Source organism: Parahaliea aestuarii (assembly GCF_008064635.1).
GTDB lineage: Bacteria > Pseudomonadota > Gammaproteobacteria > Pseudomonadales > Halieaceae > Parahaliea > Parahaliea aestuarii.
On the sequence record NZ_VRYZ01000008.1, the window covers coordinates 173,189 to 189,247 of the forward strand.

The 16,059-nt window shown below is 63.8% G+C and carries 17 protein-coding genes; 9 read left to right on the forward strand and 8 right to left on the reverse strand.

All coding sequences use genetic code 11. From position 1 onward, the window contains the following. The first annotated feature begins 231 nt into the window (after positions 1-231). Positions 232-2,220: a sodium-translocating pyrophosphatase gene (locus FVW59_RS16995; RefSeq protein WP_148065562.1), complete on the forward strand. Its 1,989-nt coding sequence runs from the start codon at positions 232-234 to the stop codon at positions 2,218-2,220. A gap of 125 nt (positions 2,221-2,345) precedes the next feature. After that, positions 2,346-2,993, forward strand: a complete 648-nt coding sequence (locus FVW59_RS17000) for an adenylate/guanylate cyclase domain-containing protein (RefSeq protein WP_148065563.1) — start codon at positions 2,346-2,348, stop codon at positions 2,991-2,993. A gap of 12 nt (positions 2,994-3,005) precedes the next feature. On the opposite strand, the gene FVW59_RS17005 is transcribed toward FVW59_RS17000, so the two are convergent. After that, positions 3,006-3,437, reverse strand: a complete 432-nt coding sequence (locus FVW59_RS17005) for an MAPEG family protein (RefSeq protein ID WP_222711557.1) — start codon at positions 3,435-3,437, stop codon at positions 3,006-3,008. Positions 3,438-3,581: 144 nt separating this feature from the next. Here FVW59_RS17005 and FVW59_RS17010 point away from each other — a divergent pair, with 144 nt between their 5' ends. The 3 genes from FVW59_RS17010 to dapE are packed head-to-tail and all read left to right on the forward strand — an operon-like array spanning position 3,582 to position 6,123. Continuing rightward, positions 3,582-3,938: an ArsC family reductase gene (locus FVW59_RS17010; protein ID WP_222711558.1), complete on the forward strand. Its 357-nt coding sequence runs from the start codon at positions 3,582-3,584 to the stop codon at positions 3,936-3,938. Positions 3,939-3,960: 22 nt separating this feature from the next. Continuing rightward, positions 3,961-4,980: a 2,3,4,5-tetrahydropyridine-2,6-dicarboxylate N-succinyltransferase gene (gene dapD, locus FVW59_RS17015; RefSeq protein WP_148065565.1), complete on the forward strand. Its 1,020-nt coding sequence runs from the start codon at positions 3,961-3,963 to the stop codon at positions 4,978-4,980. A gap of 12 nt (positions 4,981-4,992) precedes the next feature. Further along, positions 4,993-6,123: a succinyl-diaminopimelate desuccinylase gene (gene dapE, locus FVW59_RS17020; protein WP_148065566.1), complete on the forward strand. Its 1,131-nt coding sequence runs from the start codon at positions 4,993-4,995 to the stop codon at positions 6,121-6,123. On the opposite strand, the gene FVW59_RS17025 is transcribed toward dapE, so the two are convergent. From FVW59_RS17025 to FVW59_RS17040, 4 genes are read right to left on the reverse strand one after another with little or no spacing between them, the layout of a single operon-like run. Then, complete coding sequence (locus FVW59_RS17025; RefSeq protein ID WP_246139781.1) at positions 6,112-6,861, reverse strand: SDR family NAD(P)-dependent oxidoreductase; 750 nt, start codon at positions 6,859-6,861, stop codon at positions 6,112-6,114. The two genes, dapE and FVW59_RS17025, sit on opposite strands and share 12 nt — an antisense overlap. Positions 6,862-6,894: 33 nt before the next feature. Further along, positions 6,895-7,689 carry a class I SAM-dependent methyltransferase gene (locus FVW59_RS17030; protein ID WP_148065568.1) on the reverse strand — a complete coding sequence of 265 codons (795 nt, stop codon included), beginning with the start codon at positions 7,687-7,689 and terminating at the stop codon, positions 6,895-6,897. A 3-nt stretch (positions 7,690-7,692) separates the two neighbouring features. Next, positions 7,693-8,589, reverse strand: a complete 897-nt coding sequence (locus tag FVW59_RS17035) for a hypothetical protein (protein ID WP_148065569.1) — start codon at positions 8,587-8,589, stop codon at positions 7,693-7,695. Position 8,590: 1 nt separating this feature from the next. Beyond that, positions 8,591-9,925, reverse strand: a complete 1,335-nt coding sequence (locus FVW59_RS17040; RefSeq protein WP_187275952.1) for a hypothetical protein — start codon at positions 9,923-9,925, stop codon at positions 8,591-8,593. 134 nt (positions 9,926-10,059) lie between these two features. Here FVW59_RS17040 and FVW59_RS17045 point away from each other — a divergent pair, with 134 nt between their 5' ends. Beyond that, a complete protein-coding gene (locus FVW59_RS17045; RefSeq protein WP_148065570.1) occupies positions 10,060-10,563 on the forward strand; it encodes a leucine-rich repeat domain-containing protein in 504 nt (167 codons plus the stop codon). Positions 10,564-10,572: 9 nt separating this feature from the next. Then, complete coding sequence (locus tag FVW59_RS17050; protein ID WP_148065571.1) at positions 10,573-11,454, forward strand: lysophospholipid acyltransferase family protein; 882 nt, start codon at positions 10,573-10,575, stop codon at positions 11,452-11,454. 1 nt (position 11,455) lies between these two features. Here the strand turns inward: FVW59_RS17050 and FVW59_RS17055 are convergent, their stop codons facing one another. From FVW59_RS17055 to dapA, 3 genes are read right to left on the reverse strand one after another with little or no spacing between them, the layout of a single operon-like run. After that, positions 11,456-12,214 (reverse strand): MBL fold metallo-hydrolase, encoded by a 759-nt coding sequence (locus FVW59_RS17055; RefSeq protein ID WP_148065572.1) that lies wholly within the window; start codon positions 12,212-12,214, stop codon positions 11,456-11,458. After that, complete coding sequence (gene bamC, locus FVW59_RS17060) at positions 12,215-13,276, reverse strand: outer membrane protein assembly factor BamC (protein ID WP_148065573.1); 1,062 nt, start codon at positions 13,274-13,276, stop codon at positions 12,215-12,217. Beyond that, complete coding sequence (gene dapA, locus FVW59_RS17065) at positions 13,277-14,149, reverse strand: 4-hydroxy-tetrahydrodipicolinate synthase (protein WP_148065574.1); 873 nt, start codon at positions 14,147-14,149, stop codon at positions 13,277-13,279. Positions 14,150-14,357: 208 nt separating this feature from the next. Here dapA and FVW59_RS17070 point away from each other — a divergent pair, with 208 nt between their 5' ends. After that, positions 14,358-14,861 (forward strand): DUF3806 domain-containing protein, encoded by a 504-nt coding sequence (locus tag FVW59_RS17070; protein WP_148065575.1) that lies wholly within the window; start codon positions 14,358-14,360, stop codon positions 14,859-14,861. Between the two features lie 67 nt (positions 14,862-14,928). After that, the gene (locus tag FVW59_RS17075) at positions 14,929-16,059 is read left to right on the forward strand and encodes an MlaE family ABC transporter permease (RefSeq protein WP_148065576.1); all 1,131 of its coding nucleotides are present in this window, start codon (positions 14,929-14,931) and stop codon (positions 16,057-16,059) included.

Genomic DNA, 16,059 nt, shown 5'->3' on the forward strand with positions numbered 1-16,059 from the left:
CTACGAGGCATGGATGCCGAGTAGAAGCGTACACGGACGTATTCACAGCGTGTCCGCAAAGGGTCTCTCCGATGGCGGCCCGCCACCAACCTGGTCAACAGGAGAAGCAAAGAGTCTTTGCAAACCCAAAGCGGAAAGCACTGGCGCCGCCAAAACCAACACTTGTAACCCCCCAACCAACCCGGTTAGCATGCGGTGAGCCTCCCAACTAAATAACAATGGGTGTCAGCTATGACGGAGTATCTTGCAATACCCGTGGTACTGGGCGTCGTGGGACTGGTAGTGGCATTCGTGATTTATCACGTAATGACCCGACACAACCACGGCGAGGGGCAAGTCAAAAAGATCGGCGACCAGATTCATCTCGGCGCCATGGTCTTCATGAAGCGCGAATACCGAATGCTCGGGTTATTCGCGCTTGTGCTGCTTATCTGCCTGTACGTATCCCCCCTGGGCTTCAACACAGCCCTGTCCTTCCTGGTCGGCGCCCTGGCCTCTGCCACTGCCGGCTTCCTCGGTATGTTCGCCGCCACCAAGGCCAACGTACGCACGGCGATGGCGGCGCACAACCACGGCGCGCCACTGGCGCTGACCATCAGTTTCTACGGCGGTTCGGTGATGGGCCTTTGCGTGGCCTCACTGGGTCTGGTGGGGCTCGGCGGGCTGTACTGGTACTTCGGCGGCGACCCGGCCACGGCACACGCCATTCACGGTTTTGGCATGGGCGCCTCTACCGTGGCGCTGTTTTCCCGCGTTGGCGGCGGCATCTTTACCAAGAGTGCGGACGTCGGAGCGGACCTGGTGGGCAAGCTGGAAGCGGGCATCCCGGAAGATGATCCGCGCAACCCCGGGGTGATTGCCGACAATGTCGGGGATAATGTCGGGGATATTGCCGGCATGGGCTCGGATATTTTCGAGTCCTACTGTGGCGCGATGATCGCCTGTATTGCCATCGCTTCCACCATGCAGGTGGCCCACAGCAACGAGTTGATGTTCCTGCCACTGGCGCTGGCATCCCTCGGGCTGCTGGCGAGCTTTGCCGGTATTGCCCTGGTTCGGTTGCGCTGCAGCTCCGCACCAGAGGCGGCCCTGCGCACCGGGACGATTTTTGCACCGGTGGTGTTTGTGATCATGGCCTGGGTGCTGATAGACAACATCGGCGTTGGCACCCATGTCTGGTGGTCGGTGCTGTGCGGCGCAGTGGGTGGCGTGCTGATCGGGCTGATCACGGAGTACTACACCGGCTCGTCACCGGTGCGCAAGATCGCCCGCTCGGGGGAAACCGGGGCCGCCACGGTAATGATCACCGGGCTCGCGGTGGGTATGCAGTCGGTGGTTCTTCCAGTGCTGTTTCTGGCCGCCATCATCTTCATCTCCACCCACCTCTCCGGCCTGTACGGCGTAGGGATTGCCGCGGTCGGCATGCTGTCGACGGTGGGCATCACCATGGCTATCGACGCCTACGGCCCGGTGGCGGACAACGCCGGCGGCATTGCGGAAATGGCGGGCATGGGCGAGGAAACACGCAAGATCACCGATAGCCTGGACGAAGTGGGCAACACCACCGCCGCCATCGGCAAGGGCTTTGCCATCGGCGCCGCGGCCCTGGCCGCACTGGCCATCATCGCCGCCTTCGTCGAGACGGTGCAGGTTCACAACCCGGACTTCTCCCTGGAGCTTTCCAACCCGGTGGTACTGGTGGGCATGTTCATCGGCGGCACCATTCCCTTCCTGATCGCCTCTATCACCATGACGGCTGTGGGCGACGCGGCCTTCGACATGATTAACGAAATCCGCCGCCAGTTTCGGGAAATTCCCGGCCTGCTGGAGGGCAAGGCCGAACCGGATACCGCTCGCTGCGTGGACATCGCCACCACCGCCGCCCTGCGGCGCATGATCCTGCCCGGCAGTATCGCGGTGGCCGCGCCGGTGCTGGTGGGTTTCGGTCTGGGCGCAGCATCACTCGGTGGCATGCTCGGCGGCGCCCTGCTGGGCTGCGTGCTGATGGCGCTGATGATGGCCAATGCCGGTGGCGCCTGGGACAACGCCAAGAAGTACATCGAGAAAGGCAATCTCGGCGGCAAGGGTTCCAGCACTCACGCCGCGGCGGTGGTCGGCGATACCGTGGGCGATCCCTTCAAGGACACCTCGGGCCCCTCCATGAACATCCTGATCAACGTCATGGCCATCGTCAGCCTGGTGATCGCCCCCTTACTGTGACCGGGTTCACAACCCTGGGCAGAAGTCCGCCCCGGACTGGCACGATCCGGAGCGGAACCCCCGCAGCTGTCTAGAATGGGGGTTTTGAACTAGCCTTGAATAATAAAGGGGCACCGGGGGTAAGTATGATCGTGGACGGTGACAACCTGTTTCAGTGCATGTCGCGGATGATCGCCGAGGGTTGCGAACCCACAGAGAACGAACAACTGCTCTGGGATCGCTACGGCGAAACCGTCGCCATCCTCATTATCGATTCGTCCGGTTTTTCCCGCACCTCACAGCGCCACGGTATTGTCCATTTTCTGACCCGCCTGATGCAGCTGCGGCAGATCTGCGAAGCCATCATGCAGCAGCACCACTGCAAACGCCTGCACTTTGAAGCCGACAACGCCTTCGCCACGTTCAATAGCGCCGCTGATGCTGTGCGCGCGGCACTCACCCTGCAAAGGGCTGTATACCGCTCCGGCCTCATGCTGAATGAACAGGAGCGTTTCCGGATCAGCGCCGGCATCGGCTATGGCAGACTGCTCTACTCCGAGACCCTGGAGGGCTATTTCGGAGAAGAAATGAACATTGCCTCCAAATTGGGTGAAGACGTTGCCTGTGGCGATGAAGTGCTGATCTCGGAAGCAGTCTATCGCGCCGCCAGCGAGGTGATGCCGCAGGACCTCCAGCCCTGCAAGGTCGAGATATCCGGTATCAGCCTGAGTTACTACCGCTACTGCTTCCAGCCGGAGTCACCGGGTGTGCGGGAAGTTCGAGCCGGTCGCTAATCTGCCTGGCAATCAGAAAAACAGCGCCAGGGCCGCCCTGATCACCATCACCCACAGCGCCAGGGAAGCCACCAGGTAAACCAGGAAGCGGTGCATGACCTTGTTGTACGAACAGTGCACCAGACTGTGCAGGCAGCGAAACACCACAAATACCCAGGCGCAGGTGACGTAGAAACTGTCCACCTGGGTGTAGACGGTGAGATACAGGCACAGGGCGTAAAAGACGACCGGCAGTTCCACCAGGTTGCGCAGGTTGTTGGCCGGCGCCTGTACCGGGGCCGGCAACAGCGATTCCACATCCCCCGGCGCTTTCAATTGTTCCGCATCGATGTTGTTGGCGCCGAGATAGGCCATGCGGCGAACGAACATGACCAGCCACACCACCATCGTCAGCAGGAACATGATCATTACGGGGGCCGCCAGGCCCTGCAGGGAAGCATTCATCGGGTCATCCTTATTCTGGTTATGATTTGGAAGCACCACGATAGCAAAGCAGCGCATTCGTGCGCTACAACCGATCCTGCCGATTTGCTATGCTACGCGCCCTCTGCAACACCCCCTTCATATCCATTTCGCAGGAGCGCCCCGGTGATTACTCTCTACGGCATCAAGAACTGCGACACCGTGAAGAAAGCCCGGCGCTGGCTGGACGAACACGGTATCGACTACCGCTTCCACGATTTCCGCGAGGACGGCCTGAGCAAGGCACAAGTGGAGGGCTGGATTGCCGAACTGGGCTGGGAAAACCTGCTGAACAAGCGCAGCACCAGCTGGAAGGCACTGCCTCCGGAGCAGCGCGATTCGATGGATGAGCGCAGCGCCACAGGCGCGGTGCTGGAACAACCCACCCTGATCAAGCGCCCCCTGCTGGACACCGGCAAGGAGCGGCGCACCGGCTTCAAGGCCACCGATTACCAGGCGCTTTTCAGCCGCCATACCCTCTGAATACAGCACAGGAATTTGCACCATGACAGACGCGGCATTCGCCTATGGACTCGGCATCGGTACCCACAACAGCAAGGGCGAATGGCTGGAAGTCTATTTCCCCCGGCCCCTGCTCAATCCCTCCCCGGCCCTGGCCGAAGCACTGGCCGGCTGCGACAACCAGAGCGCCCTTGACGGCGGTGCACTGACGGCCCTGAAGGACAAACTGGGCGCCGCCGGTGAGGCCGCCGAAGCGGCGCTGGTTGGCCAGCTTGCCGACAGCCAGTCGCCAGTGGTGGCAGTGTTGTTATCTGGCGATACCGCCCCTACCTCGGTGCCGGAGGCCTACCTCAAGCTGCACCTGCTGTCCCACCGCCTGGTCAAGCCCCACGGCACCGTGCTGGACGGCATGTTCGGGATACTGCCGAATGTGGCCTGGACCAGCGAGGGCGCCGTCGCCGTGGACGAACTGCCGGCGCGCCAGCTGGCCGCGCGCCTGCGCGGCGAAACCCTGGAAGTCAGCTGCGTGGACAAATTCCCCAAGATGACCAACTACGTGGTGCCCACCGGCGTGCGTATCGCCCACACCGCGCGGGTGCGCCTGGGCGCCTACCTCGGCGAGGGCACCACCATCATGCACGAGGGCTTCGTCAACTTTAACGCCGGCACCGAGGGCCCCGGCATGATCGAGGGTCGCATCTCCGCCGGCGTCAGCGTGGGCGCGGGCTCCGACCTCGGCGGCGGCTGCTCCACCATGGGCACCCTGTCCGGCGGCGGCAATGTGATCATCTCCGTGGGCAAGGAGTGCCTGCTGGGCGCCAATGCCGGCATCGGCATTCCCCTGGGGGACCGCTGCACCGTGGAGGCCGGACTCTACCTGACCGCCGGCACCAAGGTGCTGATGCTGGACGCCGATGGCAAGGTAGTGGAAACCGCCAAGGCGCGCGACCTGGCGGGCAAGTCCGACCTGCTGTTCCGCCGCAACTCGACCAACGGCGCAGTGGAATGCCTGACCAACCGCAGTGCCATTGAACTCAATCACGAACTACACGCCCACAACTGAGCGAACGATACCGTGGAAAAAACCCTGGCCCTGGCCTGTGAACTGATCCGTCGCCCCTCGGTGACCCCCGAGGACGCAGACTGTCAGCAACTGATGAGCGAGCGCCTGGCCGCCATTGGCTTTACCTGCACCGATATGCCCTTTGGCGAAGTTCAAAACCTGTGGTCAGAACGCGGTAGCGAAGGCCCCATTGTGGTCTTCGCCGGCCACACCGACGTGGTGCCCACCGGGCCGGAAGGCCAGTGGCAGTCTCCGCCCTTCGAGCCGACGCTGCGCGACGGTTTACTGTACGGCCGCGGTGCGGCCGATATGAAGGGCAGCCTGGCGGCGATGATCGTGGCCTGCGAGGACTTCGTCGCAGCCCACCCGGATCACAAAGGCCGCATCGGCTTTCTTATTACCTCCGACGAAGAGGGACCGGCGGTCAACGGCACTGTGAAGGTAATGGAGTCACTGCAGGCGCAGGGCAAAGCCATTGACTGGTGCATTGTGGGGGAACCCTCCAGCACCACCGAGCTGGGCGACGTGGTCAAGAACGGGCGCCGCGGGTCGCTGGGTGCGACCCTCACGGTCAAGGGCGTACAGGGCCATATCGCCTACCCCCACCTGGCGGAAAACCCGATCCACCGGGCGCTGCCGGCGCTGGACGCGCTGGCCAGGGAAGTGTGGGACCAGGGCAATGCCTTCTTCCCCGCCACCAGCTTCCAGATCTCCAACATCAACGGCGGCACCGGCGCCACCAATGTCATTCCGGGCGAACTGACCGTTCTGTTCAACTTCCGCTTTTCCACCGAGGTCACTGACAGCGAACTGCGCCAGCGCACCGAGGCCATTCTCGACGCCCACGGCCTGGATTACGCCATCGACTGGAATCTGAGTGGCCAGGCCTTTCTCACCCCCAGCGGGGCACTGGTGGAGGCGGCAGTACAGAGTATTCGAGAGGTTGCCGGCGTCGACACCGAGCTGTCCACCGCCGGCGGCACCTCCGATGGGCGCTTCATCGCGCCCACCGGTGCACAGGTACTGGAACTGGGTCCGGTCAACGCCACCATCCACAAAATTGACGAGTGCGTACGCGCCGATGACCTGCCCCGGCTGGCGGCCATGTACCGGGGCATCCTGGAGCGCTTGCTACTGGACTGAGTCCACCTGCTGCTGCAGGGCACCGCGCACCAGGTTCACGTTCATCTCACCCGGCACGACCACCACCTCGCCGCTGTCCAGGCGGTCGAGGCTGATGGCCACCACCTCTTCCACGGTCATCCACATCTCCTCGGGGAAGCGCGATTTGTCAAAGCCGGCAAAGTGCTCTGTGTGGTGGATTTCAGTGTGGGTAAAGCCCGGGCACAGGCACTGCACACGGACGCCCTGCCCGGACACTTCCTCCTGCAGAGAGCGGGAAAAACTGGCCAGGAAGGCCTTGCAGGCACCGTAGACGGCGGTATTGCGCATCGGCAGCAGGCCGCCGATCGAGGCCACATTGATCACTGTGCCCTGCCCCGCCTCCAGCATGAAGGGCAACGCCGCCCGGCACAGCTGAACGCTGGCATCCACATGCACCCGGATCATCGCCATCTCGTCCTCGATGGAGGAACTGGCAAAGGGGCCCAGTGTGCTGAAACCGGCATTGTTGATCAGGTAGGTCACCGGGCCCTTCTGGCGCAGCGCCTCAATCGTGCGAGCCACCCCTTCCACGCTGGTGAGGTCGGCGATCACCGGGATTATTTCACACTGCCCGGCCAGTTCTGCCGCCAGTGCTTCGAGCCGTTCAGCGCGGCGCGCCACCGCGATAATGCGGTCGCAGCGTGCGGCCAGTACCCGGCAGTACTGCTCGCCAATGCCAGAAGAAGCGCCCGTTACCAGTGCACAGGTTCGTTCCATGATGATTGTTCCCCGCAGTGAAAAGCGCCCAGCTTACCCCTTAGCGCCGAGCGTCGCGAGCACGTGCACATCAAAGCGCACCGCCTTGCCGCGGATCGCGTGGGAGGGCTTGTGCGCATCCAGTGGCGGGGCCTTCAGCGGGCGTTTGACCACCACCCTGGCAACCGGCTGTTGCAGTGCCCAGCGCAGCAGCACCTCGCTGTCGCCTTCGTCTTCGGGAATACCGATCAGGCGCTGGAACAGCGCCATCTCTTTCTTCACGGCGGCACTCTTGCCGCGGTGAGGAAACATGGGATCGAGGTAGATCACATCGACAGCCGCCAGCGATGGGCCGGGCAACTGCCGGGCATCACCCGCTGCCAGCTGCATGCGCCGGGCGGTTGCCCGCAACCACTCGTCGTCGCTGCAGCGGGCCTGCTCCAGGCCCGATGCCAGCAAGGCAGCCACCACCGCGTGGCGCTCACAGAGCGTGACCTCGCAGCCGAGATCCGCCAGTACAAAGCTATCGCGACCAAGACCAGCCGTGGCGTCCAGTACCCGCAGCGGCGATTTGCGCCCCACGCCTATTGCCTTGCCGAGCAATTCATTCTGGCCACCGCGGCGGCGCTGACGCATACGCCCGCCGCCAAAATCGACACTGACCGGCCCCGGCGCCCCGGGTCCGCTCTGCACGAGGGCGAGGCGCCCCTGTTGCAGGCTCAGCAGCAAATCGGGGGGCGTCGGTGCAAGGGATTCTATCAGGGGCAATCCCAGCTCACCGGCCAGCGCCTGCAGACGCTCCCTGTCCTCGTCGTTGTCACAAACGACAGCCAGGCGCGGCGTATCCATCGATCAGGCGTGTTCGCCGCGGGACTGACGCGACTCCAAGCGGGCGTAGTTGGCGGCGATGGCCTCCATGTAGGGATTGCCGTCACCGAAGTGGCGGGCTGCGTAGTGGTAGGCCCCGTTGAAGCCCTCTTCCAGGCGTTCACGGATGACCCAGCGGATAAAGGCCGGGGTGGAATCCAGCAGGTCATCCGGTGTGCGGTAGGTGGCACCGAGATAACCCTCTGCCTGCACACCGGCGAGGCCACCTTCGACAAACTCGGCGAACAGACGATCGCGGCACTTTTCAACGTAGTTGGCATCGGACAGCTGGGCGATAAGATCGGCGGTGCCCATCAGTTCACCCAGCCTTCTTTCGGCGGCACTGCGAGCCGGTAGCGAGTCCGGGTGGCGTGAACAATTGGTGAATTGCACCGCCCTGGAGGCCGGCCCGACCAGGCGCCGCAGGCCAACCGTGGGCAGGTAGTCCTGCAACCAGCGGGCGCTGCGGCTGACGTGAACTCGGGTGTAGGCGGCGCCGTTTTGATGCCGGGTATCGTGCGTACGGCGGATATAGCCGGAATCGTGAAACAACGCCGCACACAGTCCGGCCAGCGCCAGGTCTGCGCCCAGCCGCTCCTTTTCCGGGACGCTGTGCTCGTGACCGTCGATGAGTCGCACCATGGCCAGGGTGACATCAAGCACGTGCTGGATGTCGTGATAACCCACATCGCAGGCGTGAAAGCCGGGGTAATCTCCGCGGTACAGGCGGACGAAATCCTCCACCAGCCCCGCTATCGTATCCCGGGAGAGGTCGGGATAATGCCGGCTGAACAACCGGCAAATCTCGGCAGTCACCGCGTCTGCGCTGGTTACATCCACGGTCGCGGTCACATCGAGATGTGCGAGGCGGCGCTTTGGCATTCTATTCTTTCGGCCCCCGGTCTCGCGGCAGGTTGCGCAGCAGGCTGGCAAGATCTTCTATGGATTTGTCGATCGAAGCCGCCGGCTGCTGGCGGGCATCCGGGGCCATATCATCCGCTTCCTCGTCAAAATCCAGGTTCGCCCCCTCGAGGCCCAGCTTCAGAGCACCATCGGCAAACTCGATATCCAGTTCCAGGTTGTAGGCGGTGCGCGACAGGCCGTGCTTGTCGATCACGCGAAAGCGGCGGGCCGCGCGGCGCTCCCCGACCTCGTTTTCACCGGTCAGGCCGCAGCGCATGCTGACGATGGATTTTCCGGAGAGCTGGATACCCTCCACCGTGCCCAGGGCCCTGCTGCAATGCTTGACGAAGGCCGGCGCCCGCATCGACTCCACACTGCCGTCATCGCGGCGCACCTGCGCGCTGAAGTTTCCCACCAGCACCTGGTGGGGCCTGGCAAGATCCACCATGCGGGCGAGGTCGATGGTGACATCACCCACGATGTAGCTGAATACGGTGGGGTTGACGCCTTCGGCCTGATAGAGCTCGTAGTGACTGCCGGCGTGGTAGGCGCAGCGAATCACCGGCACGGTATTGCCGCGGGACGCCGCCCTGGCCACCGCGTTGTCCGCCACTACCAGCAGCAGAAAGGTGAACAGGTCCTGGTTGGCGGTCGGGCTGTTGTCGCGGTTCCACACGTAGTAGCCGTCGCCGGTGGTGGTGCGGGCGAAGTTGATATCCACACCCTTGCCCTGCAACTTGTTGTAGGCCGAGTTCATGGAGTAAGAGAGGCTGTTGAGCTGACTGGCCTGTTCAAACGGGGTGAACAGGGAAAATTCCGCAATATCGAACAGCAGCACGCCGCGGCAGTCGACATAGCTGATGCCATAGCGCTTGATCAGTTGCTCCACGGCGCCCTGTACCGCGGGTTCTTCAGCCAGGGCGGTTTCCAGCTTGATAAAACTGGGGGCCACATCCAGTCGCGCGGCAATGGCGAACAGATCTTCCCGCGACTTGCGCCGGCTGCCGGAAATCAGCTCGCGCACGAAGTGCTCGTTGTCGCTGCCATCATCACCGGGGTGAGCGCAGTAGTTGCCGAGAAAATAGTGGGGGACAAACAGCACCAGCAGGCCGCGCTCGTCGGCGCTCCAGCACAGTACGATGTTCTGACCCAGCCGCCACTGCTTGCGCAGAGTGGATTCCAGCGATTTGAGGTTACCGCGCTGGACCAGGCTGATGACGGTTGCACCGTCCTTCCGCGGCGCCTCACCTTCCCTGTGCTTTCCGGATTGTTCGTCCATGGGGTGCTCGTAATTGGCCGTCTGAAGAGCTAGCATTATATTACCCGGCCAGCAGCGACGTCACGGCGGCGACTGGCCGTAGCGACCCGCCACAGCAGCATTCCGCCCCGATCACTCCAGGCGGCATCATTCCGGGTACCACGTACAACGCTGTTAATAAGAGTATCCTCATGCGACACCCCATCCCTGGCGTACTGGTCTTGCTTGTTTCCTGCCTGCTCGGCGCCTGCCAGCAGTACGACGTCACTGTCAATGAGCGCCGGGTCTACACGCCGCTGCCCCTGTTCACCGACTACAGCGCTGCCGATCCATCACTGCAGCGCTGCCTGGAGAGCACCATCGACAGCCACAAAATCTCCAGCGCGAGCCAGCTGCAGGAACTGTCCTGCCGCAACGCCGGCATCCGCAGCCTGGAGGGGCTGGCCACCTTCAGCAGCCTGCGCAGCCTCGATCTCAGTGGCAACCAGATCGACAACATCACTGTCCTCGCCGACGTGTTCAACCTGGAATCGCTTTATCTCAGCGACAACCAGATTGTCGACCCCCTGCCCCTGGCCGAGCTGCAGGCCCTGAACAGTGTCGACCTGGCCGGTAACCGCAGCCTGCGCTGCCCGGATCGCCAGGCCCTGTTGCGAGTGAGCCACCTGCGCCTGCCCGTTCACTGCGACAACTAGCAGCGCTTCGTGTTTTTTTATCGCGCTATCGCCTACCTGCCCTTTCCCCTGCTCTACGCAGTGGCGTGGCTGGCATACCTCATCCTCTATTACATAGCAGGCTATCGCAAAGCCGTCGTCTACCAGAACCTGCAGCACGCCTTTCCGGAGAGAAACGCGAGTGAAATCACAGTTCTGGCAAAAAAGTTCTATCGCCAGCTGAGCCAGACAGCCTTTGAAATCGTAAAAGCGCAGCGCATGCGGCCGCGGGACTTCCGCGAGCGTGTGCAACTGCGCAATCCCGAACTGCTGCTGGAAAAGAGCCTGGATCAGACTCGCTCGGTGATTGTGCTCACCATTCACCAGGGCAACTGGGAGTGGATGCTGCACGGCGCCACCACTGCCCTGGGCATTCCCATCGACCCGGTTTACAAGCCACTGCACAACCGCACGGTAGACCGGCTCATCTACTCCATTCGCAGCCAGTTTGGTTCCCGCCCCCTGGCCATGGACGAGTCCACCCGGGATATTTTACGCCGGCGCAGGGAGTTCCGGATCTTTGTGATGGTGGCGGATCAGTCGCCCATTCGCAGCGAGCGCAGCTACTGGACCACCTTCCTCAATCGCGAGGCGGCCTTTTACCAGGGCAGCGAAAGCCTGGCCCAACTCACCGGCTTCCCCGTGCTGTTTGCCCAGTGCCGGCGCCAGCGCCGGGGCCACTACGAGGTCATCTTCCACGAGGTGGGGGAGCCGCCCTATGACAAGGGCAGCCACAACGTCATCGACCGCTATGTCGAGCTGGCCGAACAGGCCATTCGCGAGGAGCCGGAAAGCTGGCTGTGGAGCAACCGTCGCTGGAAGCGGGACAGGCGCAAAGAAGACGCCGCGGCGGCGGAAGAACTGGCCGGCTGAATTAAAGTTCCAGCCAGCCGAAGCCGCCCTGCTGGTCGGCCCACACTACCCGCTCGTCCAGTTCGCCGTAGACCTCGGTCAGTGCGGACGCGGCCCGCTCCCGGCAGTTGTTGTTCTCGCTGATATGGGCCACCACCAGGTAGCGCAGCGCGCTGTGCCCGATCTCCGCCAGCAGGGCCGCCGCCTGGCGGTTGTTGAGATGCCCCCAGTCACCGGCCACCCGCCGTTTCAGCGACGCCGGATAGGCGCCGGCCTGCAACAGGTCCAGGTCGTGATTGAATTCCAACACCAGGCCGTCGCATCCGCGGTAGTGGCGCACCACATGGGGCGTGATGCTGCCCAGATCGGTCAGCACACCCAGTGAACGCCCGCCGTGGGAAAAGCGGTACTGGCAGGGTTCCCGCGCATCGTGGGGCACCGCCACCGGCTGCACCTCGATAGCGCCCACCCGGAACCGGGCTTCGCTGTGAATACAGCGCGTTTCAAAGCAGTCCTCCAGCCGGCCGCTGCCGAGAGTACCGTGGGTGAGGTAGACGGGGATGCGGTGACGGCGCGACAGCCGCGCCACCCCGGCGCTGTGGTCGCTGTGTTCGTGGGTCACCAGAATGGCGTCGATGTCGCCCGCGGCAACACCGAGGCGACTCAGCCGGCGCTCGGTTTCACGCACCGAGAAGCCACAGTCCACCAGCAGCAGGGTATCGGCAACCGCCACCAGGGTCGCATTGCCCTTGCTGCCGCTGCCGATGGAGGCGAAGCGCACCTAGCTGATGTTTCCTTTAATGATGGCCAGCAGCGATTGCTCCTGGCGCTTGTCGTAAGCGGCCCGTTCACCCTGCGGAATCAGGCGGATATTGACCGCGCTGTCACCGTCCGCCGTTGCCAGCACTTCGAAGGCCTGGCCGGCCAGGGGGTGTTCATCGTCGCCAAACAGCCAGTCAAACCAGCCATCCTCCTGCTCGCCCTGGGGGCCGAGGAAGGTGACGTAATAGGTACCGGCGCTGCGATCGCGATCGGTAATCTCGAAACTCGAGTCCTCCAGCGCCTTGGCCAGCGAGGCCCAGGCGCGATCAAAGGGCAGGCCGAGATGGATGTAGGTATAGCCTTCCGGCGATTCCTGCATGGCTATCTTGCCGGAAGCGCTCATGGCCTGGTCGGCAATCATCGACACCGGCGCCGAGTCCGCGCTGTTGGCGATGTACTGTGCCACTGCCTTCAGCATCTCCCGCTCCTGGGGCACGTTGTCGGACTGCGCGGGCCAGTTGTTGTCGCCCGGATCGGCGCCGCGCTGGTTCATCTGCTTGACGTGCAGCTCGCTGGTACCGCGCTGTACACCCTGCTCGATGCGGTAGCGAAAACGCGAGGGCACCGGCTGGCCTTCCAGCTCCACCCAGTTGCTCTCCATAATGCCGGCGCGGGCATCCATGCGCCCTACCTGGATGCCGGCGGCCGACAGGAAACCGCGTACCTGCGGCCAGAGCTGGCCGGGGGGAATGGCGATCAGAGCCCAGCTGTTGTCGGCCAGGGACTGGATGCGCACCACCTCATCGGCGGCACCGGCCACCAGCGGCGTCGGCCGGGGCACTTCAAACTCCCCCGACAGCACCAGTTCCTCGTTTACCGGCGGGATCGGGTAGATCTCCTCCAGAGCACCCACTTCGTGCCCCTCGGGCACCCGGATTTGCGGGGTTTCCCGCGCGTCCTTGTAGTCTTCGGATTTGTCGCGGAAGGCGCCGCCGTCGCCGAACAGGTAGCTACAGCCGGCGCTGGCCAGCAGCGCAGCGCAGAGGCCGGCTTTTGCTGTGTTGGTCAGGAACTTGCTCATTCAGACTCCCGCTGATTCCATGGCTGCCAGTACCTGGGGATGGTACTGGGCATCGAGTTCGGTCAGAGGCAGGCGAATGCCGCTCTGGATCAGGCCACGCTGTTGCAGGGCCCACTTGACCGGTATGGGGTTTGCCTCCAGGAACAGGGCCGCATTGAGGGCGGCCAGCCTGGCATCTTCGGCGGCGGCAGACTCGCGGTCGCCGGCCAGGGCCAGGCGGCACAGATCCGCGACAATCTTCGGCGCCACATTGGCGGTCACCGAGATATTGCCGTGGCCGCCGCCGAGAATAAACTCCAGCGCAGTGGGGTCGTCCCCCGAGTACAGAGCGAAGTCCGCCGGGCAGCGCGCCTTCAGGTCGGGCAGGCGTTCCAGGTCGCCGGTGGCGTCCTTGAGACCGATCACATTGTCGAGGGCCGACAGTGCCACAACCACGTCGTTGTGCATATCCACCGCGGTGCGGCCGGGCACGTTGTAGAGAATCTGGGGCACATCCACCGCCGCGGCAACGGCGCTGAAGTGCTGCAGCAGGCCGCGCTGGGTGGGGCGATTGTAATAGGGAGTAACCAGCAGGCAGGCATCGGCGCCGTTGTCCGCCGCAGCGGCGGTCAGCTCAATCGCCTCGCGGGTAGAGTTGGCACCGGTGCCGGCGATTACCGGGATGCGCCCCTTGACGTAATCCACGCAGTAGCGAATCACTTCACAGTGCTCGGGAACGCTCAGGGTCGCACTCTCGCCGGTGGTGCCCACCGCGCCGATGGCGCTGGTACCGGCTTCTATATGCAGGTCGAGCAGTCGCGCCAAACCCTCCCAGTCCAGGCGGCCGTCGGGCTGCATCGGGGTGACCAGGGCGACAATACTGCCGGTTATCATGCGTGTTCTCCAGATTTGCAGGGTTGGCCCCGGCGCTCGCGGGGACCGGCCGGAGCTGGCCTGGCGCCAGGGGCACCGGGCGGGCATGCCGGCGGGAAAGTGGGCAATTATCCATGTAGGGGGCCGGATGACAACCTGATTACGCTAAACTGGAAGAACATCCCGGACCCTTGACCATTCCCGGGTCAGCAAGACAGTGGAGGACATTATGACACTCGCGCGATTCGCGCTGCCAGTACTGCTCGCCGGGCTGCTGGCCTGCGCAGCCACACTGGCCCAGGAGCCGCCCCGCATCGAAGAGCTCTCCTTTCTCGACCGCCAGTTCATGACCCAGCAGCGCCAGAATCTGGAAGACCTCGCCCGCCGCCACTTCGGCCAGGGCTTCAGCGGCGAGCGCGAACAGGACCTTACCCTGTTGCAGCGCCTGCTGGACGACGGTGTCGTCGGCTCACAGGACACCGCACAGCTGCAGGCCATGGGCCTGGTGATGGGCGACCTGCTGGCCGATGAACTGGACATGCACTGGGTGGTCTACGAGGACAACCTTGGTCGCAGTCGCGCCCTGCGCTACCGCGACAGCGACAACTACCTGTTCCCGATGACCATGGTGTCGCGGCGACGGGAAGCGGGAAACACCCTGCCGGTGACAGAGATCTACCAGAAGGCCTACGACATCATCGACCCGCTGCGCGAAGAGCTTCCCTTCCGCTAGCGGCGGTTGCCAGCGCCGCGCGCCAGCCAGTAGACTGCCCTTTCTCCCAGTGAGTCACAGCGACGGCATGAATCCCCAAGCGCCTGCCTATGAGTTGATCGAAGACGCGCCCCATGCCCTGCGGTTGACCCTCAGCGGTGACTGGGTCCAGGCCCAGGCCATTCCCGACTTTCCCGCCCTGCGCAGCGAATTGCTGGCCCTGTCGCCAGAGCAACTGGCTGTCGACGGCAGCAGCCTGGGAGAGTGGGATTCGCTGCTGATGGCCTTCCTGCTCCAGTGCCACAGCTTTTGCAGCGCCGAGCAGATACCCTTTGCGGCCCACAACCTGCCGGGCAGTGCCAACCGCCTGCTGGAAGTCGCCACCGCCGTGCCCTCCCACCAGCGCCCGCAGGAAGTGCGCCCGCCCCTGCTGGAACGGCTCAACCCGCTTGTGGCCCTGCGCTCCCTGTGGGCTGACCTGCGCGAATCTGTCGCCTTCCTCGGCGACCTGGGCATCGGCCTGGCGCGTCTGGTGAGCGGGCGCGCCAACACCCGTTTCAGTGATTTCCGCCACTTCTGCTACCAGGCCGGCCCCGATGCCTTCGCCATTATCAGCCTTACCAGCATCCTGGTGGGCATGATCCTCGCCTATCTCGGGGCGGTGCAGCTGAAGCTGTTCGGGGCGGAAATTTACGTGGCCGACCTGGTACTGATCGGCATGCTGCGGGAGATGGGCGTGCTGATGACGGCGGTGGTGATGGCCGGCCGCACCGGCGCCGCCTACGCCGCCCAGCTCGGCACCATGCAGACCAACGAGGAGATCGACGCCATCACCACCATGGGGGTATCGCCGGTCGAGTTCCTGGTGCTGCCGCGGGTGCTGGCCCTGCTGGTCATGCTGCCCCTGCTCACCATCTACGCCGACCTGCTGGGGGTAATCGGCGGCGCCATCGTCGCCGGCGGCATGGGCATCACCATGCTGCAGTACAGCGCCCAGATACAGGATGCCATCTCCCTTACCCACTTTATGGTGGGCCTGTCCAAGAGCCTGGTATTCGCCGTTCTGATCGCGGTCGCCGGCTGCCGCTCCGGCATGCAGTCCGGGCGCGGTTCGGCGGCGGTGGGTAACGCCGCCACGGACGCGGTGGTCACTGCTATCGTCTACCTGATCGTGGCCGACGCGGCGATGAATATCTTCTATCAGCAGCTGGGGATCTGA

Excerpts from the sequence above, each read along its gene's own strand:
- FVW59_RS16995 (WP_148065562.1), top strand. The coding sequence starts at position 232 with ATGACGGAGTATCTTGCAATACCCGTGGTACTGGGCGTCGTGGGACTG.
- FVW59_RS17000 (WP_148065563.1), top strand. The coding sequence starts at position 2,346 with ATGATCGTGGACGGTGACAACCTGTTTCAGTGCATGTCGCGGATGATC.
- FVW59_RS17005 (WP_222711557.1), bottom strand. The coding sequence starts at position 3,437 with ATGAATGCTTCCCTGCAGGGCCTGGCGGCCCCCGTAATGATCATGTTC.
- dapD (WP_148065565.1), top strand. The coding sequence starts at position 3,961 with ATGACAGACGCGGCATTCGCCTATGGACTCGGCATCGGTACCCACAAC.
- FVW59_RS17025 (WP_246139781.1), bottom strand. The coding sequence starts at position 6,861 with ATGGAACGAACCTGTGCACTGGTAACGGGCGCTTCTTCTGGCATTGGC.
- FVW59_RS17030 (WP_148065568.1), bottom strand. The coding sequence starts at position 7,689 with ATGGATACGCCGCGCCTGGCTGTCGTTTGTGACAACGACGAGGACAGG.
- FVW59_RS17035 (WP_148065569.1), bottom strand. The coding sequence starts at position 8,589 with ATGCCAAAGCGCCGCCTCGCACATCTCGATGTGACCGCGACCGTGGAT.
- FVW59_RS17040 (WP_187275952.1), bottom strand. The coding sequence starts at position 9,925 with ATGCTAGCTCTTCAGACGGCCAATTACGAGCACCCCATGGACGAACAA.
- FVW59_RS17045 (WP_148065570.1), top strand. The coding sequence starts at position 10,060 with ATGCGACACCCCATCCCTGGCGTACTGGTCTTGCTTGTTTCCTGCCTG.
- bamC (WP_148065573.1), bottom strand. The coding sequence starts at position 13,276 with ATGAGCAAGTTCCTGACCAACACAGCAAAAGCCGGCCTCTGCGCTGCG.
- dapA (WP_148065574.1), bottom strand. The coding sequence starts at position 14,149 with ATGATAACCGGCAGTATTGTCGCCCTGGTCACCCCGATGCAGCCCGAC.
- FVW59_RS17070 (WP_148065575.1), top strand. The coding sequence starts at position 14,358 with ATGACACTCGCGCGATTCGCGCTGCCAGTACTGCTCGCCGGGCTGCTG.
- FVW59_RS17075 (WP_148065576.1), top strand. The coding sequence starts at position 14,929 with ATGAATCCCCAAGCGCCTGCCTATGAGTTGATCGAAGACGCGCCCCAT.